The organism is Amycolatopsis sp. CA-128772 (assembly GCF_002904295.1).
Classification (GTDB): Bacteria; Actinomycetota; Actinomycetes; order Mycobacteriales; family Pseudonocardiaceae; genus Amycolatopsis.
Window position 1 is genome coordinate 1 of record NZ_PPHG01000050.1, and the last position, 15,592, is coordinate 15,592.

Genomic DNA, 15,592 nt, shown 5'->3' on the forward strand with positions numbered 1-15,592 from the left:
GGGCTCGCGCCGGTGGTTGCGCGGCGGGCCGGGCCGCTGCTCGGCGGGATGGCCCTGGCCGCGAGGGTTCCGGCCGGGCCGCCTCGGCGGCGCCGCAGGTTGTCCGGGCGGCCGCCCGCAGCGCGCCGGCGAGCCTTCGGGCTCCGGTCGGCGACCCCGCGAGCGCCCACCCGCCCCAGCGGGGCAATAACCACCCGCCCCAGCGGGGCAATAACACTGTCGCCCGCCAACGCGCCGGAATCCCCATCGCACCCGAGGCGTTGAACACCCCGCGAACCACCCCGCCCCCACCGCCGCGCGCCCCGCCACCCGAGGCGTGGGAATGTCCCGCAGCCCAGGGGCGTTGAGAGGTACGCTGGAGGTTCGTCGCCCTACTGAGACCTTCAGACCCCCCGCCGCGCTCCTCCCGGACCCGGGCGGGTATCTTTGGAGACCGTGCCCGGCATGCGTCGGGCCGCTCCGCGTGCCGTGCGCATGGGCGGGGTGCTCAGGCACCCGGTCACCGGCTTCGGCAGGTCGGGGTTCCGACGGAAATCCCTCCGGGAAGTTACCGGTCGCGAGACCGTGACGCGGGCCGACACGCCCGACCGCGGGGGCCGGTGAAGACACGAAGAAGCAGATCACGACAGGAAGCTGGTCCATTGCCCACGATCCAGCAGCTGGTCCGCAAGGGCCGCCAGGACAAGGCTGCCAAGCAGAAGACCGCGGCCCTCAAGGGGAGCCCGCAGCGGCGCGGCGTGTGCACCCGCGTGTACACCACCACCCCGAAGAAGCCGAACTCGGCGCTGCGCAAGGTCGCGCGTGTGAAGCTGACCAGCGGCATCGAGGTCACCGCCTACATCCCCGGTGAGGGCCACAACCTGCAGGAGCACTCGATGGTGCTCGTGCGTGGTGGTCGTGTGAAGGACCTTCCGGGTGTCCGTTACAAGATCATCCGCGGTTCGCTCGACACCCAGGGTGTCAAGAACCGCAAGCAGGCGCGCAGCCGGTACGGCGCGAAGAAGGAGAAGAGCTAATGCCCCGCAAGGGTCCGGCCCCCAAGCGGCCGCTGATCTCCGACCCCGTCTACGCCTCCCCGCTGGTCACCCAGCTGGTGAACAAGGTGCTGAAGGACGGGAAGCGGTCCCTGGCCGAGCGCATCGTGTACGGCGCGCTCGAAGGCGCTCGCGAGAAGACCGGCACCGACCCGGTCGTCACGCTGAAGCGCGCCCTCGACAACGTGAAGCCCACCATCGAGGTGAAGAGCCGCCGCGTCGGTGGTGCCACCTACCAGGTGCCGATCGAGGTCAAGCCGGGTCGCTCCACCACGCTGGCCCTGCGCTGGCTGGTCTCCTTCTCGCAGGCTCGCCGCGAGAAGACGATGATCGAGCGCCTGCAGAACGAGCTCCTGGACGCTTCGAACGGCCTCGGTGCCTCCGTGAAGCGTCGCGAAGACACGCACAAGATGGCCGAGTCCAACCGGGCCTTCGCGCACTACCGCTGGTGATGACCGCCCGGCTGTCGACCAAGCCATGCCGGGCCCCAAGCTTGAGAACAGGGGAACACTCTCGTGGCACGTGAAGTGCTGACCGACCTGAACAAGGTCCGCAACATCGGCATCATGGCCCACATCGACGCCGGCAAGACGACCACCACCGAGCGGATCCTGTTCTACACCGGGGTCAACTACAAGATCGGTGAAGTCCACGACGGCGCCGCCACCATGGACTGGATGGAGGAGGAGCAGAAGCGGGGTATCACCATCACCTCGGCTGCCACCACCACCTTCTGGGACGACCACCAGATCAACATCATCGACACCCCCGGGCACGTCGACTTCACCGTCGAGGTGGAGCGGAACCTGCGGGTGCTCGACGGTGCGGTCGCCGTCTTCGACGGCAAGGAGGGCGTCGAGCCGCAGTCCGAGCAGGTCTGGCGGCAGGCGGACAAGTACGACGTCCCGCGCATCTGCTTCGTCAACAAGATGGACAAGCTGGGCGCGGACTTCTACTACACCGTGAAGACCATCGTGGACCGCCTCGGCGTCCGCCCGCTGGTCATCCAGCTCCCGATCGGCGCCGAGAGCAACTTCGAAGGCGTCGTCGACCTGGTCCGCATGAAGGCGCTGACCTGGCGCGGCGAGGTCCAGAAGGGCGAGGACTACTCGGTCGAGGAAATCCCGGCCGACCTGGCCGAGAAGGCCGCCGAGTACCGCGAGAAGCTCGTCGAGACCGTCGCCGAGGCGGACGACGCGCTGATGGAGAAGTTCCTCGAGGGTGAGGAGCTGACGGAGGCCGAGATCAAGGCCGGCATCCGGAAGCTCACCATCACCAGCCAGGTCTTCCCGGTGCTGGCCGGTTCCGCGTTCAAGAACAAGGGCGTGCAGCCCATGCTCGACGCGGTCATCGACTACCTGCCGACCCCGCTGGACGTCCCGGCCGTCGAGGGCCTGCTGCCCGACGGCGAGACCGTGGCTTCCCGCAAGGCGTCGGTCGACGAGCCGTTCGCCGCGCTCGCGTTCAAGATCGCCGCGCACCCGTTCTTCGGCAAGCTGACCTACATCCGGGTGTACTCGGGCAAGGTCGCCGCCGGCGCGCAGGTCATCAACGCGACCAAGGAGCGCAAGGAGCGCATCGGGAAGATCTTCCAGATGCACTCCAACAAGGAGAACCCGGTCGACGACGCCCAGGTCGGCCACATCTACGCGGTCATCGGGCTGAAGGACACCACCACGGGTGACACCCTGGCGGACCCGCAGAACCCGATCGTGCTGGAGTCGATGACGTTCCCCGAGCCGGTCATCCGGGTCGCGATCGAACCGAAGACGAAGGCCGACCAGGAGAAGCTGTCCCTGGCGATCCAGAAGCTGGCCGAAGAGGACCCGACGTTCCAGGTGAAGCTGGACGAGGACACCGGCCAGACGATCATCGCGGGCATGGGCGAGCTGCACCTCGAGGTGCTGGTGAACCGGATGAAGTCCGACTACAAGGTCGAGGCGAACATCGGCAAGCCGCAGGTCGCCTACCGTGAGACGATCAAGAAGACGGTCGACAAGCTCGACTACGTCCACAAGAAGCAGACCGGTGGTTCCGGCCAGTTCGCGAAGGTCATCGTGAAGCTGGAGCCGCTCGAGCGCACCGACGGCGCGCTCTACGAGTTCGACAACAAGGTGACCGGTGGTCGCGTGCCGCGGGAGTACATCCCGTCGGTGGACGCGGGCGCGCAGGACGCGATGCAGTACGGCGTCCTGGCCGGCTACCCGCTCGTCGGGTTGAAGTTCACCCTGTTGGACGGTGCCTACCACGAGGTCGACTCTTCGGAGATGGCGTTCAAGATCGCCGGTTCCATGGCGATGAAGGAAGCTGCGAAGAAGGCCGGCCCGGTGATCCTGGAGCCGATGATGGCGGTCGAGGTGACCACGCCCGAGGACTACATGGGTGACGTCATCGGTGACCTCAACTCCCGCCGTGGTCAGATCCAGGCCATGGAGGAGCGTGCGGGCATCCGCGTCGTGAAGGCGCTGGTCCCGCTCTCGGAGATGTTCGGCTACGTCGGCGACCTGCGGTCCCGCACCCAGGGCCGGGCGAACTACTCCATGTTGTTCGACTCCTACGCCGAGGTTCCCGCGAACGTCGCGAAGGAAATCATCGCGAAGGCGACGGGGGAATAACTCCCCCCGGCGCTCGCGGGCATTAAGGGACTCTCCTGAACGTCCGCAGCACCGACGAAGGAATCCGCCGACGCACTTTTTCCCGCGGAGGCGGCGTCAACACAGCGTGGGGCGGCAGCCACGCCGCCCCACGAGCACAAAGCGAAATCAGTCCAGGAGGACATTCCAGTGGCGAAGGCGAAATTCGAGCGGACCAAGCCGCACGTCAACATCGGCACCATCGGTCACGTTGACCACGGCAAGACGACTCTGACCGCGGCTATCACCAAGGTGCTGCACGACAAGTACCCGGAGCTGAACGAGTCGCGGGCGTTCGACCAGATCGACAACGCGCCGGAAGAGAAGCAGCGCGGCATCACGATCAACATCTCGCACGTCGAGTACCAGACCGAGAAGCGTCACTACGCGCACGTCGACGCCCCCGGTCACGCTGACTACATCAAGAACATGATCACCGGTGCCGCCCAGATGGACGGTGCGATCCTGGTCGTGGCCGCCACCGACGGCCCGATGCCGCAGACCCGTGAGCACGTGCTGCTCGCCCGCCAGGTCGGCGTGCCCTACATCGTGGTCGCGCTGAACAAGGCCGACATGGTCGACGACGAGGAGATCCTCGAGCTCGTCGAGCTGGAGGTCCGCGAGCTGCTGTCCTCGCAGGAGTTCCCGGGCGACGACGCCCCGGTCGTGCGCGTCTCCGGCCTGAAGGCCCTCGAGGGCGACGAGAAGTGGGCTGAGGCCGTTCTCGAGCTCATGGCGGCCGTCGACGACAGCGTGCCGGACCCGGTGCGCGAGCTCGACAAGCCGTTCCTGATGCCGATCGAGGACGTCTTCACCATCACCGGTCGTGGCACCGTGGTGACCGGTCGCGTCGAGCGCGGCCAGATCAACGTCAACGAAGAGGTCGAGATCGTGGGTATCCGCGAGAAGTCGACCAAGACCACCGTCACCGGTGTCGAGATGTTCCGCAAGCTGCTCGACTCGGGCCAGGCGGGCGACAACGTCGGCCTGCTGGTCCGCGGCATCAAGCGCGAGGACGTCGAGCGCGGCCAGGTCGTCGTGAAGCCGGGCACCACCACCCCGCACACCGACTTCGAGGGCCGGGTCTACATCCTGTCGAAGGACGAGGGTGGCCGTCACACCCCGTTCTTCAACAACTACCGCCCGCAGTTCTACTTCCGCACCACCGACGTGACCGGCGTCGTGACCCTCCCCGAGGGCACCGAGATGGTCATGCCGGGCGACAACACCGACATCTCGGTCCAGCTGATCCAGCCGGTCGCGATGGACGAGGGTCTGCGCTTCGCCATCCGCGAGGGTGGCCGGACCGTCGGCGCGGGCCAGGTCACCAAGATCATCAAGTGATTTCGGCGCCTCACCCGGGGGTAATACACCCCCGGGTTCGGGGCGTCAAATCACGTGTGCGACACTATTCAGGTTGCTCGTCCTGGGGCGGCCGATCCTTTCGAGGGTCCGGCCGCTCCGGTGCGAGTGGCCACGGTCCGCCGAGCTCTTCCTTCGGGTTGCAGGCGAGCGGGCAAAGGCAGTGAGACGGTGGTCTTGCAAAAGCGCAGCCGGCTCATAGCCTCCTCACGTTGAGGAAGACCAGGCAAGACGACGATCCCGCGGGATCCGTCTGTGCGTCGGGCGCGACACGCCCGACCGCGTGGACCGGGGACAGGGCCGTTGAACTGCGGAAACCCAGGCTCAGGGTGGCAACACCCAGCGGGGTTTGTGAGATAGCGGCACGAGACGACAAGGAACGAGCAGCCACCATGGCGGGACAGAAGATCCGCATCCGGCTCAAGGCCTACGACCACGAGGCGATCGACACCTCGGCGCGCAAGATCGTGGAGACGGTCACGCGCACCGGCGCCCGGGTTGTCGGGCCGGTGCCGCTGCCCACCGAGAAGAACGTTTACTGCGTCATCCGCTCGCCGCACAAGTACAAGGACTCGCGCGAGCACTTCGAGATGCGCACGCACAAGCGTCTGATCGACATCCTCGACCCGACGCCGAAGACGGTCGACGCGCTCATGCGCATCGACCTGCCGGCGAGCGTCGACGTCAACATCCAGTAAGCGTTGGGCGAGCGGCGGAGATAAGAGACTCACATGTCTGACAGGCAGATGAAGGGCATCCTGGGCACCAAGCTCGGCATGACCCAGGTCTTCGACGAGCAGAACCGGGTTGTCCCGGTCACCGTCGTGAAGGCCGGTCCGAACGTGGTCACCCAGGTTCGGACCCAGGACAAGGACGGCTACGCGGCCGTGCAGCTGGCGTTCGGCGCGGTCGACCCGCGCAAGGTGAACAAGCCGCGCACCGGCCACTTCGACAAGGCGGGCGTGACCCCGCGCCGGTTCCTCGCCGAGCTGCGCACCACCGACGCCGAGACCTACGAGGTCGGTCAGGAGATCACCGCCGAGGTGTTCGCCGCCGGCGTCGAGGTCGACGTGACCGGGACCAGCAAGGGCAAGGGCTACGCGGGTGTCATGAAGCGCCACGGCTTCAAGGGCCAGGGCGCAAGCCACGGTGCCCAGGCCGTGCACCGCAAGCCGGGTTCGATCGGTGGCTGCGCCACCCCCGGCCGCGTCTTCAAGGGCCTGCGCATGGCGGGCCGGATGGGCAACGACCGGGTCACCACGCAGAACCTGACCGTGCACGCCGTGCGTGCCGAAGACGGCCTGCTGCTGATCAAGGGCGCTGTGCCCGGTCCCAAGGGCGGCCTGCTGTTCGTGCGCAGCGCCGCGAAGGGTGGTAACTCCGAATGACAAGCGTCGAGCTGAAGACCCCGGCCGGTAAAGCCGACGGCACCGTGGACCTCCCCGAGGAGATCTTCGACGTGCAGGCCAATGTCGCGCTGATGCACCAGGTCGTGGTGGCCCAGCAGGCCGCCGCGCGCCAGGGCACGCACGACACGAAGACCCGTGGTGAGGTTCGCGGTGGCGGCAAGAAGCCGTACCGCCAGAAGGGCACCGGCCGTGCCCGCCAGGGTTCGACCCGCGCGCCGCAGTTCGTCGGTGGTGGCGTCGTCCACGGCCCCACGCCGCGTGACTACTCGCAGCGCACCCCGAAGAAGATGAAGGCCGCCGCCCTGCGTGGCGCCCTCTCGGACCGGGCCCGCGCCGGCCAGCTGCACGTCGTCACCGAGCTGGTGACCGGTGAGAAGCCGAACACCAAGGCCGCCAAGGCCGCCCTCGCCGCCGTCACGGCCGCGAAGCGCGTGCTCGTGGTGCTGCACCGGGACGACGAGCTGAGCTGGGTTTCCCTGCGGAACCTGCCCGAGGTGCACATCCTCTGGGCCGACCAGCTCAACACCTACGACGTGCTGGTCAACGACGACGTCGTGTTCACCAAGGCCGCGTACGACGTGTTCGTCGCCGGCCCCGCCCGCGGCAAGGCCGGCAAGGCTTCCGCGCGGTCGGGCGAGGTCACGGAAGGGAGTGACGAGAAGTGAGTTCGGTCGCCATTCCGGACCCCCGCGACATCCTGCTCGCGCCGGTCATCTCCGAGAAGTCCTACGGGCTGCTCGAGGACCACAAGTACACGTTCATCGTCCGCCCGGACGCCAACAAGACCCAGATCAAGATCGCGGTCGAGAAGGTGTTCGGCGTCAAGGTGGTCAGCGTCAACACGGCCAACCGCCAGGGCAAGCGGAAGCGGACTCGCGCCGGCTTCGGCAAGCGCAAGGACACCAAGCGCGCCATCGTGACTCTTTCGCCCGAGAGCAAGGCGATCGAGATCTTCGGCGGACCCACCGCGTAAAGGACTGAGCTGACAATGGGCATCCGCAAGTACAAGCCGACGACCCCGGGTCGTCGCGGTTCGAGCGTCTCGGACTTCGCCGAGATCACCCGCTCGACCCCGGAGAAGTCGCTGCTTCGTCCGCTGAGCGGTTCGGGCGGTCGCAACTCGTCCGGCAAGATCACCACCCGGCACAAGGGTGGCGGCCACAAGCGCGCGTACCGCGTCATCGACTTCCGTCGCAATGACAAGGACGGCATCCCCGCCAAGGTCGCGCACATCGAGTACGACCCCAACCGGTCCGCTCGCATCGCGCTGCTGCACTACGCCGACGGCGAGAAGCGCTACATCATCGCGCCGGAGAAGCTGAAGCAGGGCGACACCGTCGAGAACGGCCCGCGGGCCGACATCAAGCCGGGCAACAACCTGCCGCTGCGCAACATCCCGGTCGGCACCGTGATCCACGCGATCGAGCTCCGCCCCGGCGGCGGCGCGAAGATGGCGCGGTCCGCCGGCGCGAAGGTGCAGCTCGTCGCCAAGGACGGTCCGTACGCCCAGCTGCGTCTCCCCTCGGGTGAGATCCGCAACGTGGACGTGCGCAACCGCGCCACGGTCGGTGAGGTCGGCAACTCCGAGCACGCCAACATCAACTGGGGCAAGGCCGGCCGCAACCGCTGGCGCGGCAAGCGCCCCACGGTCCGTGGTGTCGTCATGAACCCGGTCGACCACCCGCACGGTGGTGGTGAGGGTAAGACCTCCGGTGGTCGCCACCCGGTCAACCCGAACGGTAAGCCCGAGGGCCGCACGCGTCGCCGCAAGGCGTCCGACGCCCTCATCGTCCGCCGCCGGCGTACCGGCAAGAACAAGCGCTGAGCAGGGAGGTAGAACAACATGCCACGTAGCCTCAAGAAGGGCCCGTTCGTGGACGACCACCTGCTCAAGAAGGTGGACGCGCTGAACGAATCGGGCAAGAAGACGGTCATCAAGACCTGGTCGCGGCGCTCGACGATCATCCCGGACTTCCTGGGTCACACGATCGCCGTGCACGACGGCCGCAAGCACGTCCCGGTGTTCGTCACCGAGGCCATGGTGGGTCACAAGCTGGGCGAGTTCGCCCCGACGCGGACCTTCAAGGGCCACATCAAGGACGACCGCAAGTCGCGCCGCCGCTGAGCGGGCACGAAACCAGACAGGAAGTAGCGATGAACGCCCAGAACGACGTGACGACCGAGGCTGAACTGCCTACGGCGTACGCGCGGGCTCGCTTCGTCCGGGACTCGCCGACCAAGGTGCGCCGGGTGATCGAGCTCATCAAGGGACGTAGCGCCGCCGACGCCTTGGCCGTGCTCCGGTTCGCCCCCCAGGCGGCCAGCGAGCCGGTCGCGAAGGTGCTCGCCAGCGCCGTGGCCAACGCCGAGAACAACCTTCAGCTGGACCCGGAGACGCTCTGGGTCAAGAACGCGTACGCCGACGAGGGCCCCACCCTCAAGCGCATCCGCCCGCGGGCCCAGGGCCGCGCGTACCGGATCCGCAAGCGGACCAGCCACATCACCGTCGAGGTGGAGTCGCGTCCGGCCGTCGCGCAGAAGGCTCAGAGCAAGAAGAAGGCAGGTGGCCGGTAGTGGGCCAGAAGATCAACCCGCACGGTTTCCGCCTGGGTATCACCACGGACTGGAAGTCGCGCTGGTACGCCGACAAGCAGTACGCCGAGTACGTGGCCGAGGACGTCAAGATCCGCAAGCTCCTCGCCACCGGCATGGAGCGCGCGGGCATCTCCAAGGTCGAGATCGAGCGCACCCGTGACCGCGTCCGCGTGGACATCCACACCGCCCGGCCGGGCATCGTCATCGGCCGCCGCGGCGCGGAGGCCGACCGGATCCGCGGCGCGCTGGAGAAGCTGACCAAGAAGCAGGTCCAGCTGAACATCCTCGAGGTCAAGAACCCCGAGGCCGACGCCCAGCTGGTCGCCCAGGCGGTCGCGGAGCAGCTCTCCAACCGCGTGGCGTTCCGCCGCGCGATGCGGAAGGCGATCCAGACCTCCATGCGCTCGCCGCAGGTCAAGGGCATCCGCGTGCAGTGCGGCGGTCGTCTCGGCGGTGCCGAGATGTCCCGCTCCGAGCACTACCGCGATGGCCGTGTCCCGCTGCACACGCTGCGCGCCGACATCGACTACGGCTTCTTCGAGGCCAAGACGACGTTCGGTCGCATCGGCGTCAAGGTGTGGATCTACAAGGGTGAGCTCGTCGGTGGCCTGAAGGCCCGCGAGGCCCGCGACGCCGCCGAGCGCGCGCCGCGCGGTGGTCGCGACCGCGACCGCAGCGACCGGCCGTCCCGCCCGCGTCGTTCCGGCGCCTCGGGCACGACCGCCACCTCGACCGAAGCCGGTCGTGCGGCCGCCGCCGCCACGACCGAGGCCCCGGCGGCCCCGGCCACCGAGACCGCAGAAAAGACGGAGGGCTGAGACGTGCTCATCCCGCGCAGGGTCAAGCACCGGAAGCAGCACTCCCCGAAGCGCCACGGCGCCGCCAAGGGTGGCACGAAGGTCAGCTTCGGCGAGTACGGCATCCAGGCGCTTGAGCACAGCTACGTGACGAACCGGCAGATCGAGTCCGCTCGTATCGCCATGACCCGTCACATCAAGCGTGGTGGCAAGGTGTGGACGACCATCTACCCGGACCGCCCGCTGACCAAGAAGCCGGCCGAAACCCGGATGGGTTCCGGTAAGGGTTCGCCCGAGTGGTGGATCGCCAATGTGAAGCCGGGCCGCGTGATGTTCGAGATCTCGTTCCCGAACGAGGAGACGGCTCGCGAGGCGCTGCGCCGCGCGATCCACAAGCTGCCCATGAAGTGCCGCATCGTGACCCGTGAAGGTGGTGAGTTCTGATGGCGAACGCTGGTGCTTTGGCATCGGAGCTGCGTGAGCTCACCGCGGAAGAGCTCGTCCTGCGTCTGAAGGAATACAAGGAGGAGCTCTTCAACCTCCGCTTCCAGATGGCGACCGGGCAGCTCGACAACAACCGCCGTCTGCGCACCGTCCGCACGGACATCGCGCGGATCTACACGGTCATGCGCGAGCGCGAACTCGGCCTGTCCGTTGCCCCCGACGCCGAGAGTGAAGGTGCCGCATGAGCGAGCCCACCACCGAGACGCCGGCCCGGAACGACCGCAAGGTCCGCGAGGGCTACGTCGTCTCGGACAAGATGAACAAGACGATCGTGGTCGAGCTCGAGGACCGCAAGAAGCACCCCCGTTACTCGAAGGTCGTCCGCTCCACCTCCAAGGTGAAGGTGCACGACGAGAACAACGAGGCGGGCGTGGGCGACCGGGTCACCCTGATGGAGACCCGCCCGCTGTCGGCGACGAAGCGCTGGCGCCTGGTGCAGATCGTGGAGAAGGCCAAGTAAGCAGGGCTCTTCGGAGTTCTTAGTTCCGCAAGGCTCGCGGGTTTCCCCGGGAGAACCGGCGCGACATACAGGAGTAGACGTGATCCAGCAGGAGTCGCGGCTTCGGGTAGCCGACAACACGGGTGCGAAGGAAATCCTCTGCATCCGGGTTCTCGGTGGCTCCGGGCGGCGCTACGCCGGCATCGGCGACATCATCGTCGCCACCGTGAAGGACGCCATCCCCGCTGCCGGGGTGAAGAAGGGCGACGTCGTCAAGGCCGTCATCGTCCGCACGGTCAAGGAGCGCCGTCGTCCGGACGGTTCCTACATCCGGTTCGACGAGAACGCCGCCGTGCTCATCAAGAACGACAACGAGCCCCGCGGCACCCGCATCTTCGGCCCGGTGGGCCGCGAGCTGCGCGACCGAAAGTTCATGAAGATCATTTCGCTCGCGCCGGAGGTGCTGTGATGAAGGTGAAGAAGGGCGACACGGTCGTCGTCATCGCCGGCAAGGACAAGGGCGCCAAGGGCAAGGTCATCCAGGCTTACCCCGAGCGCGAGCGCGTGCTGGTCGAGGGCGTGAACCGGATCAAGAAGCACACGCGGATCAGCCAGACCCAGCGCGGCGCGCAGTCCGGCGGCATCGTCACGCAGGAGGCGCCCATCCACGTCTCGAACGTGATGGTCGTCGACTCGGACGGCAAGCCGTCCCGGGTGGGTTACCGCATCGGCGAGGACGGCAAGAAGGTCCGGATCTCGCGCCGGAACGGTAAGGACATCTGATGACCACCGCAGAGAAGACCTCTCCGCGCCTCAAGGTGCGGTACCGCGAGGAAATCAAGGGCCAGCTGCAGGCTGAGTTCTCCTTCGCCAACGTCCACCAGATCCCGGGCGTCGTGAAGGTCGTCGTGAACATGGGCGTCGGCGACGCCGCCCGCGACAGCAAGCTGATCGAGGGCGCGGTCAAGGACCTCGCGCTGATCACCGGCCAGAAGCCGGAGGTCCGGAAGGCCCGCAAGTCCATCGCGCAGTTCAAGCTGCGCGAGGGCCAGCCGATCGGCGCGCGCGTCACGCTGCGCGGCGACCGGATGTGGGAGTTCCTCGACCGGCTGCTGACCATCGCGCTGCCGCGTATCCGCGACTTCCGCGGGCTTTCGCCGAAGCAGTTCGACGGCCACGGCAACTACACGTTCGGTCTCAACGAGCAGTCGATGTTCCACGAGATCGACCCCGACTCCATCGACCGCCCCCGCGGCATGGACGTCACCGTCGTCACGACCGCCACGAACGACGACGAGGGCCGGGCGCTGCTGCGCAAGCTCGGCTTCCCGTTCAAGGAGAACTGAGCCGATGGCCAAGAAAGCACTGGTCCACAAGGCCGCGAAGAAGCCGAAGTTCGCCGTGCGCGCCTACACCCGCTGCCAGCGGTGCGGCCGCCCGCACGCCGTGTTCCGCAAGTTCGGGCTCTGCCGGATCTGCCTTCGCGAGATGGCGCACGCGGGCGAGCTGCCCGGTGTCCGCAAGTCCAGCTGGTAAGAGCGTTTCTTTAAACTCCACTTCGCCACAGGCCCCGCCGCCCGCACTCCGGGTGGCGGGGAACCAGGCGAGAAAGGTTGACAGGTCACCATGACGATGACCGACCCCATCGCAGACTTCTTGACGCGTCTGCGCAACGCGAACTCGGCGTACCACGACGAGGTCAAGCTCCCGCACTCGAAGCTCAAGGCGAACATCGCCGAGATCCTCAAGCGCGAGGGCTACATCGCGGGTTACCACGACGAGCCGGGCGAGAAGCACAAGAACCTGGTCGTCGAGCTCAAGTACGGCCCCAACCGTGAGCGGAGCATCGCCGGCCTGCGCCGCGTCTCCAAGCCCGGTCTGCGGGTCTACGCAAAATCGACCGAACTGCCGTCCGTGCTCGGCGGCCTGGGCATCGCGATCATCTCGACGTCCGGTGGCCTGCAGACGGACCGGCAGGCCAAACGCAACAGCGTGGGCGGCGAAGTCCTCGCCTACGTCTGGTAAGGGAAGGGGTTAAGGCATGTCTCGCATCGGAAAGCTGCCGGTCGCCGTCCCTTCCGGGGTCGAGGTGACCATCGACGGTCAGCAGATCAAGGTCAAGGGACCCAAGGGCACCCTGGAGCACACCATCGCCGAGCCGATCACCGTCGAGCGTGACGAAGACGGCACGCTGCTGGTCAAGCGCCCGGACGACGAGCGCACCAGCAAGGCGCTGCACGGGCTCACCCGCACGCTGGTGAACAACCTCGTCGTCGGCGTCACCGCCGGCTACGAGAAGAAGATGGAAATCCACGGCGTGGGTTACCGCGTGCAGGCCAAGGGCTCGGACCTCGAGTTCGCCCTCGGCTACTCGCACCCGGTCAAGATCGAGGCCCCGGAGGGCATCACCTTCAAGGTGGAGACCCCGACCCGGTTCTCGGTCTCGGGCATCGACAAGCAGAAGGTCGGCCAGATCTCGGCCGTCATCCGCAAGCTGCGGCGCCCGGACCCGTACAAGGGCAAGGGCCTGCGCTACGAGGGTGAGAAGATCCGCCGCAAGGTCGGAAAGACGGGTAAGTGATCATGAGCGACACGACTACGAAGCGCAAGCCGGTGGGCAAGGACATCTCGACCCGCCGCCGCGTCGCGAAGGCCCGTCGGCACTTCCGGCTCCGCAAGAAGGTCTCGGGCACCGACCAGCGTCCGCGCCTGGTCGTCAAGCGGTCCTCGCGGCACATCGCCGTGCAGGTGATCGACGACCTCGCCGGCCACACGCTGGCGTCGGCGTCCACCCTCGAGGCGGACGTCCGGGCGTTCGACGGCGACAAGAAGGCCAAGGCCGCCAAGGTCGGGGCCCTCGTCGCCGAGCGCGCCAAGAGCGCCGGGATCTCGGCTGTGGTGTTCGACCGTGGGGGCAACGCCTACCACGGCCGCATCGCCGCGCTCGCCGACGCCGCCCGCGAGGCGGGGTTGGAGTTCTGACGATGCAGAAGCTTGTTAACGGAAGGAAAGCCTGATGCCGGGACGTACACGGCAATTCGGCGGCGGACAGGGCGGACCCGGCGGGCAGGGCGGCAACGACCGCAATGAACGCCGCGGTGGCGGCCGGGACCGGCGCGACAGCGGCCGTGGCGGGGCCGGCCAGGACAAGACCCCGCACCTCGAGAAGGTCGTGACGATCAACCGCGTCGCCAAGGTCGTCAAGGGTGGTCGTCGCTTCAGCTTCACCGCCCTGGTGGTCGTCGGCGACGGCGACGGTCAGGTCGGCGTCGGCTACGGCAAGGCCAAGGAAGTTCCCGCGGCCATCGCCAAGGGCGTCGAGGAAGCGAAGAAGAACTTCTTCCGCGTTCCCCGCGTCGGTGGCACCATTCCCCACCCGATCACGGGTGAGGAAGCCGCTGGTGTCGTCCTGCTCCGTCCGGCTTCCGCCGGTACCGGCGTCATCGCCGGTGGCCCGGTGCGTGCCGTGCTGGAGTGCGCGGGTGTCCACGACGTGCTGTCGAAGTCGCTCGGCTCCGACAACGCGATCAACATCGTGCACGCGACCGTGGCGGCCCTGAAGGGCCTGCAGCGTCCCGAAGAGGTCGCGGCCCGCCGCGGTCTCCCGCTCGAGGACGTCGCGCCGGCCCGGATGCTGCGCCAGCGTGCGGGCCAGGGGGTCTGACATGGCTCAGCTCAAGGTCACCCAGGTCAAGAGCAAGATCGGCACGAAGCACGCTCACCGCGAGTCGCTGCGCACCCTCGGGCTGCGCAAGATCCGCCAGAGCGTCGTGCGTGAAGACACCCCCCAGGTGCGCGGCCTGATCCACACCGTCCGCCACCTGGTGGAGGTCGAGGAGGTTCAGGCATGACGGCCATCAAGATCCACCACCTGCGTCCGGCTCCGGGCGCCAAGCGCGACAAGATCCGCGTGGGCCGTGGTGAGGGTTCGAAGGGCAAGACGGCCGGTCGCGGTACGAAGGGCACCAAGGCCCGGAAGAACGTGCCGGCCCGGTTCGAGGGTGGGCAGATGCCCATCCAGATGCGGCTCCCGAAGCTCCGCGGCTTCAAGAACCGCTTCCGCACCGAGTACCAGCCGGTGAACGTGGGCGACATCGCCCGCGTCTTCCCGGACGGCGGCACCATCGGCGCCGACGAGCTGGTCAAGGGCGGCCTGGTCCGCAAGGGCAAGCTGGTGAAGGTCCTCGGCAACGGCGACGTGAACGGCGTCAAGCTGAACGTCACCGCCGACGCGTTCTCCGGTTCCGCCAAGGAGAAGCTCGAAGCGGCCGGTGGCTCCGCCACCACCAACTGAGGTTGCTCGTCCGAAGGCCCGTCTGGCTCCGCCAGGCGGGCCTTCGGCTGTTTCAGGTCCATTCGCGGGTAATCGACGGGGGAGGGTGCAGTTGGGGGCCCGGATTCCTTGCCGCCGCGGGGGAGCCCGACGCAGGATCAAGAGGTGGACAGACCGTCGCAGGAGCCGCCCGAGCCGGCGGAGTCACCGCTGAGCTTCCCCGTCGAGGCGCCTCGGCCTGCCGGGCTTGAGCCGGGAGCGGGGGCGCAGGCGCCGCTGCAGTTTCCTGGGGAGGCGCCGCCTGCCGGCTTCGAGCCGGGAGCGGGGGCGCAGGCGCCGCTGCGGTTTCCTGGGGAGGCGCCGCCTGCCGGCTTCGAGCCGGGAGCGGGGGCGCAGGCGCCGCTGCAGTTTCCTGGGGAGGCGCCGCCTGCCGGCTTCGAGCCGGGAGCGCTGCCGTACCCGCAAATGCCCGTAAACCCCCATCCGGCAGCCGGAGCGCCGTCGTCCGCGCCCCTCCAACCAGCCGCGCCCCTCCCATTTCCCGTC

General features: G+C 67.8%; 25 protein-coding genes. All 25 read left to right on the forward strand.

Going from position 1 to position 15,592, the window contains the following annotated elements; genetic code table 11:
• The first annotated feature begins 641 nt into the window (after window positions 1–641).
• The 25 genes from rpsL to rplO all read left to right on the forward strand — a co-directional run bounded on the left by rpsL (window position 642) and on the right by rplO (window position 15,067).
• The gene (rpsL, locus tag C2L59_RS18135) at window positions 642–1,016 is read left to right on the forward strand and encodes a 30S ribosomal protein S12 (RefSeq protein ID WP_003102113.1); all 375 of its coding nucleotides are present in this window, start codon (window positions 642–644) and stop codon (window positions 1,014–1,016) included.
• Window positions 1,016–1,486, forward strand: a complete 471-nt coding sequence (rpsG, locus tag C2L59_RS18140) for a 30S ribosomal protein S7 (RefSeq protein ID WP_003102106.1) — start codon at window positions 1,016–1,018, stop codon at window positions 1,484–1,486. The genes rpsL and rpsG overlap by 1 nt, the downstream gene beginning before the upstream one ends.
• A 63-nt stretch (window positions 1,487–1,549) precedes the next feature.
• Window positions 1,550–3,649: an elongation factor G gene (gene fusA, locus C2L59_RS18145; protein ID WP_103350705.1), complete on the forward strand. Its 2,100-nt coding sequence runs from the start codon at window positions 1,550–1,552 to the stop codon at window positions 3,647–3,649.
• 168 nt (window positions 3,650–3,817) lie between these two features.
• On the forward strand, window positions 3,818–5,011 hold the full coding sequence (gene tuf, locus C2L59_RS18150) for an elongation factor Tu (RefSeq protein ID WP_093949034.1): 1,194 nt from the start codon (window positions 3,818–3,820) through the stop codon (window positions 5,009–5,011).
• Between the two features lie 410 nt (window positions 5,012–5,421).
• Window positions 5,422–5,727: a 30S ribosomal protein S10 gene (rpsJ, locus tag C2L59_RS18155; RefSeq protein WP_003102098.1), complete on the forward strand. Its 306-nt coding sequence runs from the start codon at window positions 5,422–5,424 to the stop codon at window positions 5,725–5,727.
• A 33-nt stretch (window positions 5,728–5,760) separates the two neighbouring features.
• Window positions 5,761–6,417 carry a 50S ribosomal protein L3 gene (rplC, locus tag C2L59_RS18160; protein ID WP_003102093.1) on the forward strand — a complete coding sequence of 219 codons (657 nt, stop codon included), beginning with the start codon at window positions 5,761–5,763 and terminating at the stop codon, window positions 6,415–6,417.
• Window positions 6,414–7,103 carry a 50S ribosomal protein L4 gene (rplD, locus tag C2L59_RS18165; protein WP_103350706.1) on the forward strand — a complete coding sequence of 230 codons (690 nt, stop codon included), beginning with the start codon at window positions 6,414–6,416 and terminating at the stop codon, window positions 7,101–7,103. Before rplC ends, rplD begins: the two co-directional genes overlap by 4 nt.
• Window positions 7,100–7,411, forward strand: coding sequence for a 50S ribosomal protein L23 (gene rplW / locus C2L59_RS18170; RefSeq protein WP_003102087.1), 312 nt, complete (start codon window positions 7,100–7,102; stop codon window positions 7,409–7,411). The genes rplD and rplW overlap by 4 nt, the downstream gene beginning before the upstream one ends.
• 15 nt (window positions 7,412–7,426) lie before the next feature.
• A complete protein-coding gene (gene rplB / locus C2L59_RS18175; protein WP_003102084.1) occupies window positions 7,427–8,263 on the forward strand; it encodes a 50S ribosomal protein L2 in 837 nt (278 codons plus the stop codon).
• Between the two features lie 18 nt (window positions 8,264–8,281).
• Entirely contained in the window at window positions 8,282–8,563 is a 282-nt protein-coding gene (rpsS, locus tag C2L59_RS18180) for a 30S ribosomal protein S19 (RefSeq protein WP_003102083.1), read from the forward strand.
• Between the two features lie 29 nt (window positions 8,564–8,592).
• The gene (gene rplV / locus C2L59_RS18185; RefSeq protein WP_086675501.1) at window positions 8,593–9,012 is read left to right on the forward strand and encodes a 50S ribosomal protein L22; all 420 of its coding nucleotides are present in this window, start codon (window positions 8,593–8,595) and stop codon (window positions 9,010–9,012) included.
• Complete coding sequence (gene rpsC, locus C2L59_RS18190; protein ID WP_013222607.1) at window positions 9,012–9,851, forward strand: 30S ribosomal protein S3; 840 nt, start codon at window positions 9,012–9,014, stop codon at window positions 9,849–9,851. Before rplV ends, rpsC begins: the two co-directional genes overlap by 1 nt.
• Before the next feature lie 3 nt (window positions 9,852–9,854).
• Window positions 9,855–10,274: a 50S ribosomal protein L16 gene (gene rplP, locus C2L59_RS18195; protein ID WP_004558864.1), complete on the forward strand. Its 420-nt coding sequence runs from the start codon at window positions 9,855–9,857 to the stop codon at window positions 10,272–10,274.
• Window positions 10,274–10,519, forward strand: a complete 246-nt coding sequence (gene rpmC, locus C2L59_RS18200; protein ID WP_086675500.1) for a 50S ribosomal protein L29 — start codon at window positions 10,274–10,276, stop codon at window positions 10,517–10,519. The genes rplP and rpmC overlap by 1 nt, the downstream gene beginning before the upstream one ends.
• Window positions 10,516–10,794 carry a 30S ribosomal protein S17 gene (gene rpsQ, locus C2L59_RS18205; RefSeq protein ID WP_043781942.1) on the forward strand — a complete coding sequence of 93 codons (279 nt, stop codon included), beginning with the start codon at window positions 10,516–10,518 and terminating at the stop codon, window positions 10,792–10,794. Before rpmC ends, rpsQ begins: the two co-directional genes overlap by 4 nt.
• Window positions 10,795–10,873: 79 nt before the next feature.
• A complete protein-coding gene (gene rplN, locus C2L59_RS18210) occupies window positions 10,874–11,242 on the forward strand; it encodes a 50S ribosomal protein L14 (protein WP_004558867.1) in 369 nt (122 codons plus the stop codon).
• On the forward strand, window positions 11,242–11,556 hold the full coding sequence (rplX, locus tag C2L59_RS18215; protein ID WP_004558868.1) for a 50S ribosomal protein L24: 315 nt from the start codon (window positions 11,242–11,244) through the stop codon (window positions 11,554–11,556). The genes rplN and rplX overlap by 1 nt, the downstream gene beginning before the upstream one ends.
• The gene (gene rplE, locus C2L59_RS18220) at window positions 11,556–12,119 is read left to right on the forward strand and encodes a 50S ribosomal protein L5 (RefSeq protein ID WP_103350707.1); all 564 of its coding nucleotides are present in this window, start codon (window positions 11,556–11,558) and stop codon (window positions 12,117–12,119) included. The genes rplX and rplE overlap by 1 nt, the downstream gene beginning before the upstream one ends.
• Window positions 12,120–12,123: 4 nt before the next feature.
• The gene (locus C2L59_RS18225) at window positions 12,124–12,309 is read left to right on the forward strand and encodes a type Z 30S ribosomal protein S14 (protein WP_004558870.1); all 186 of its coding nucleotides are present in this window, start codon (window positions 12,124–12,126) and stop codon (window positions 12,307–12,309) included.
• Window positions 12,310–12,399: 90 nt separating this feature from the next.
• Entirely contained in the window at window positions 12,400–12,798 is a 399-nt protein-coding gene (gene rpsH / locus C2L59_RS18230) for a 30S ribosomal protein S8 (RefSeq protein WP_004558871.1), read from the forward strand.
• Between the two features lie 16 nt (window positions 12,799–12,814).
• On the forward strand, window positions 12,815–13,354 hold the full coding sequence (gene rplF / locus C2L59_RS18235; protein WP_103350708.1) for a 50S ribosomal protein L6: 540 nt from the start codon (window positions 12,815–12,817) through the stop codon (window positions 13,352–13,354).
• A 2-nt stretch (window positions 13,355–13,356) separates the two neighbouring features.
• Complete coding sequence (rplR, locus tag C2L59_RS18240) at window positions 13,357–13,755, forward strand: 50S ribosomal protein L18 (RefSeq protein WP_233223549.1); 399 nt, start codon at window positions 13,357–13,359, stop codon at window positions 13,753–13,755.
• Between the two features lie 34 nt (window positions 13,756–13,789).
• Window positions 13,790–14,437 (forward strand): 30S ribosomal protein S5, encoded by a 648-nt coding sequence (gene rpsE, locus C2L59_RS18245; protein WP_013222614.1) that lies wholly within the window; start codon window positions 13,790–13,792, stop codon window positions 14,435–14,437.
• A 1-nt stretch (window position 14,438) separates the two neighbouring features.
• Window positions 14,439–14,624 (forward strand): 50S ribosomal protein L30, encoded by a 186-nt coding sequence (gene rpmD, locus C2L59_RS18250; RefSeq protein ID WP_004558875.1) that lies wholly within the window; start codon window positions 14,439–14,441, stop codon window positions 14,622–14,624.
• Window positions 14,621–15,067 (forward strand): 50S ribosomal protein L15, encoded by a 447-nt coding sequence (rplO, locus tag C2L59_RS18255; protein WP_086842934.1) that lies wholly within the window; start codon window positions 14,621–14,623, stop codon window positions 15,065–15,067. Before rpmD ends, rplO begins: the two co-directional genes overlap by 4 nt.
• Window positions 15,068–15,592 lie beyond the last annotated feature (525 nt).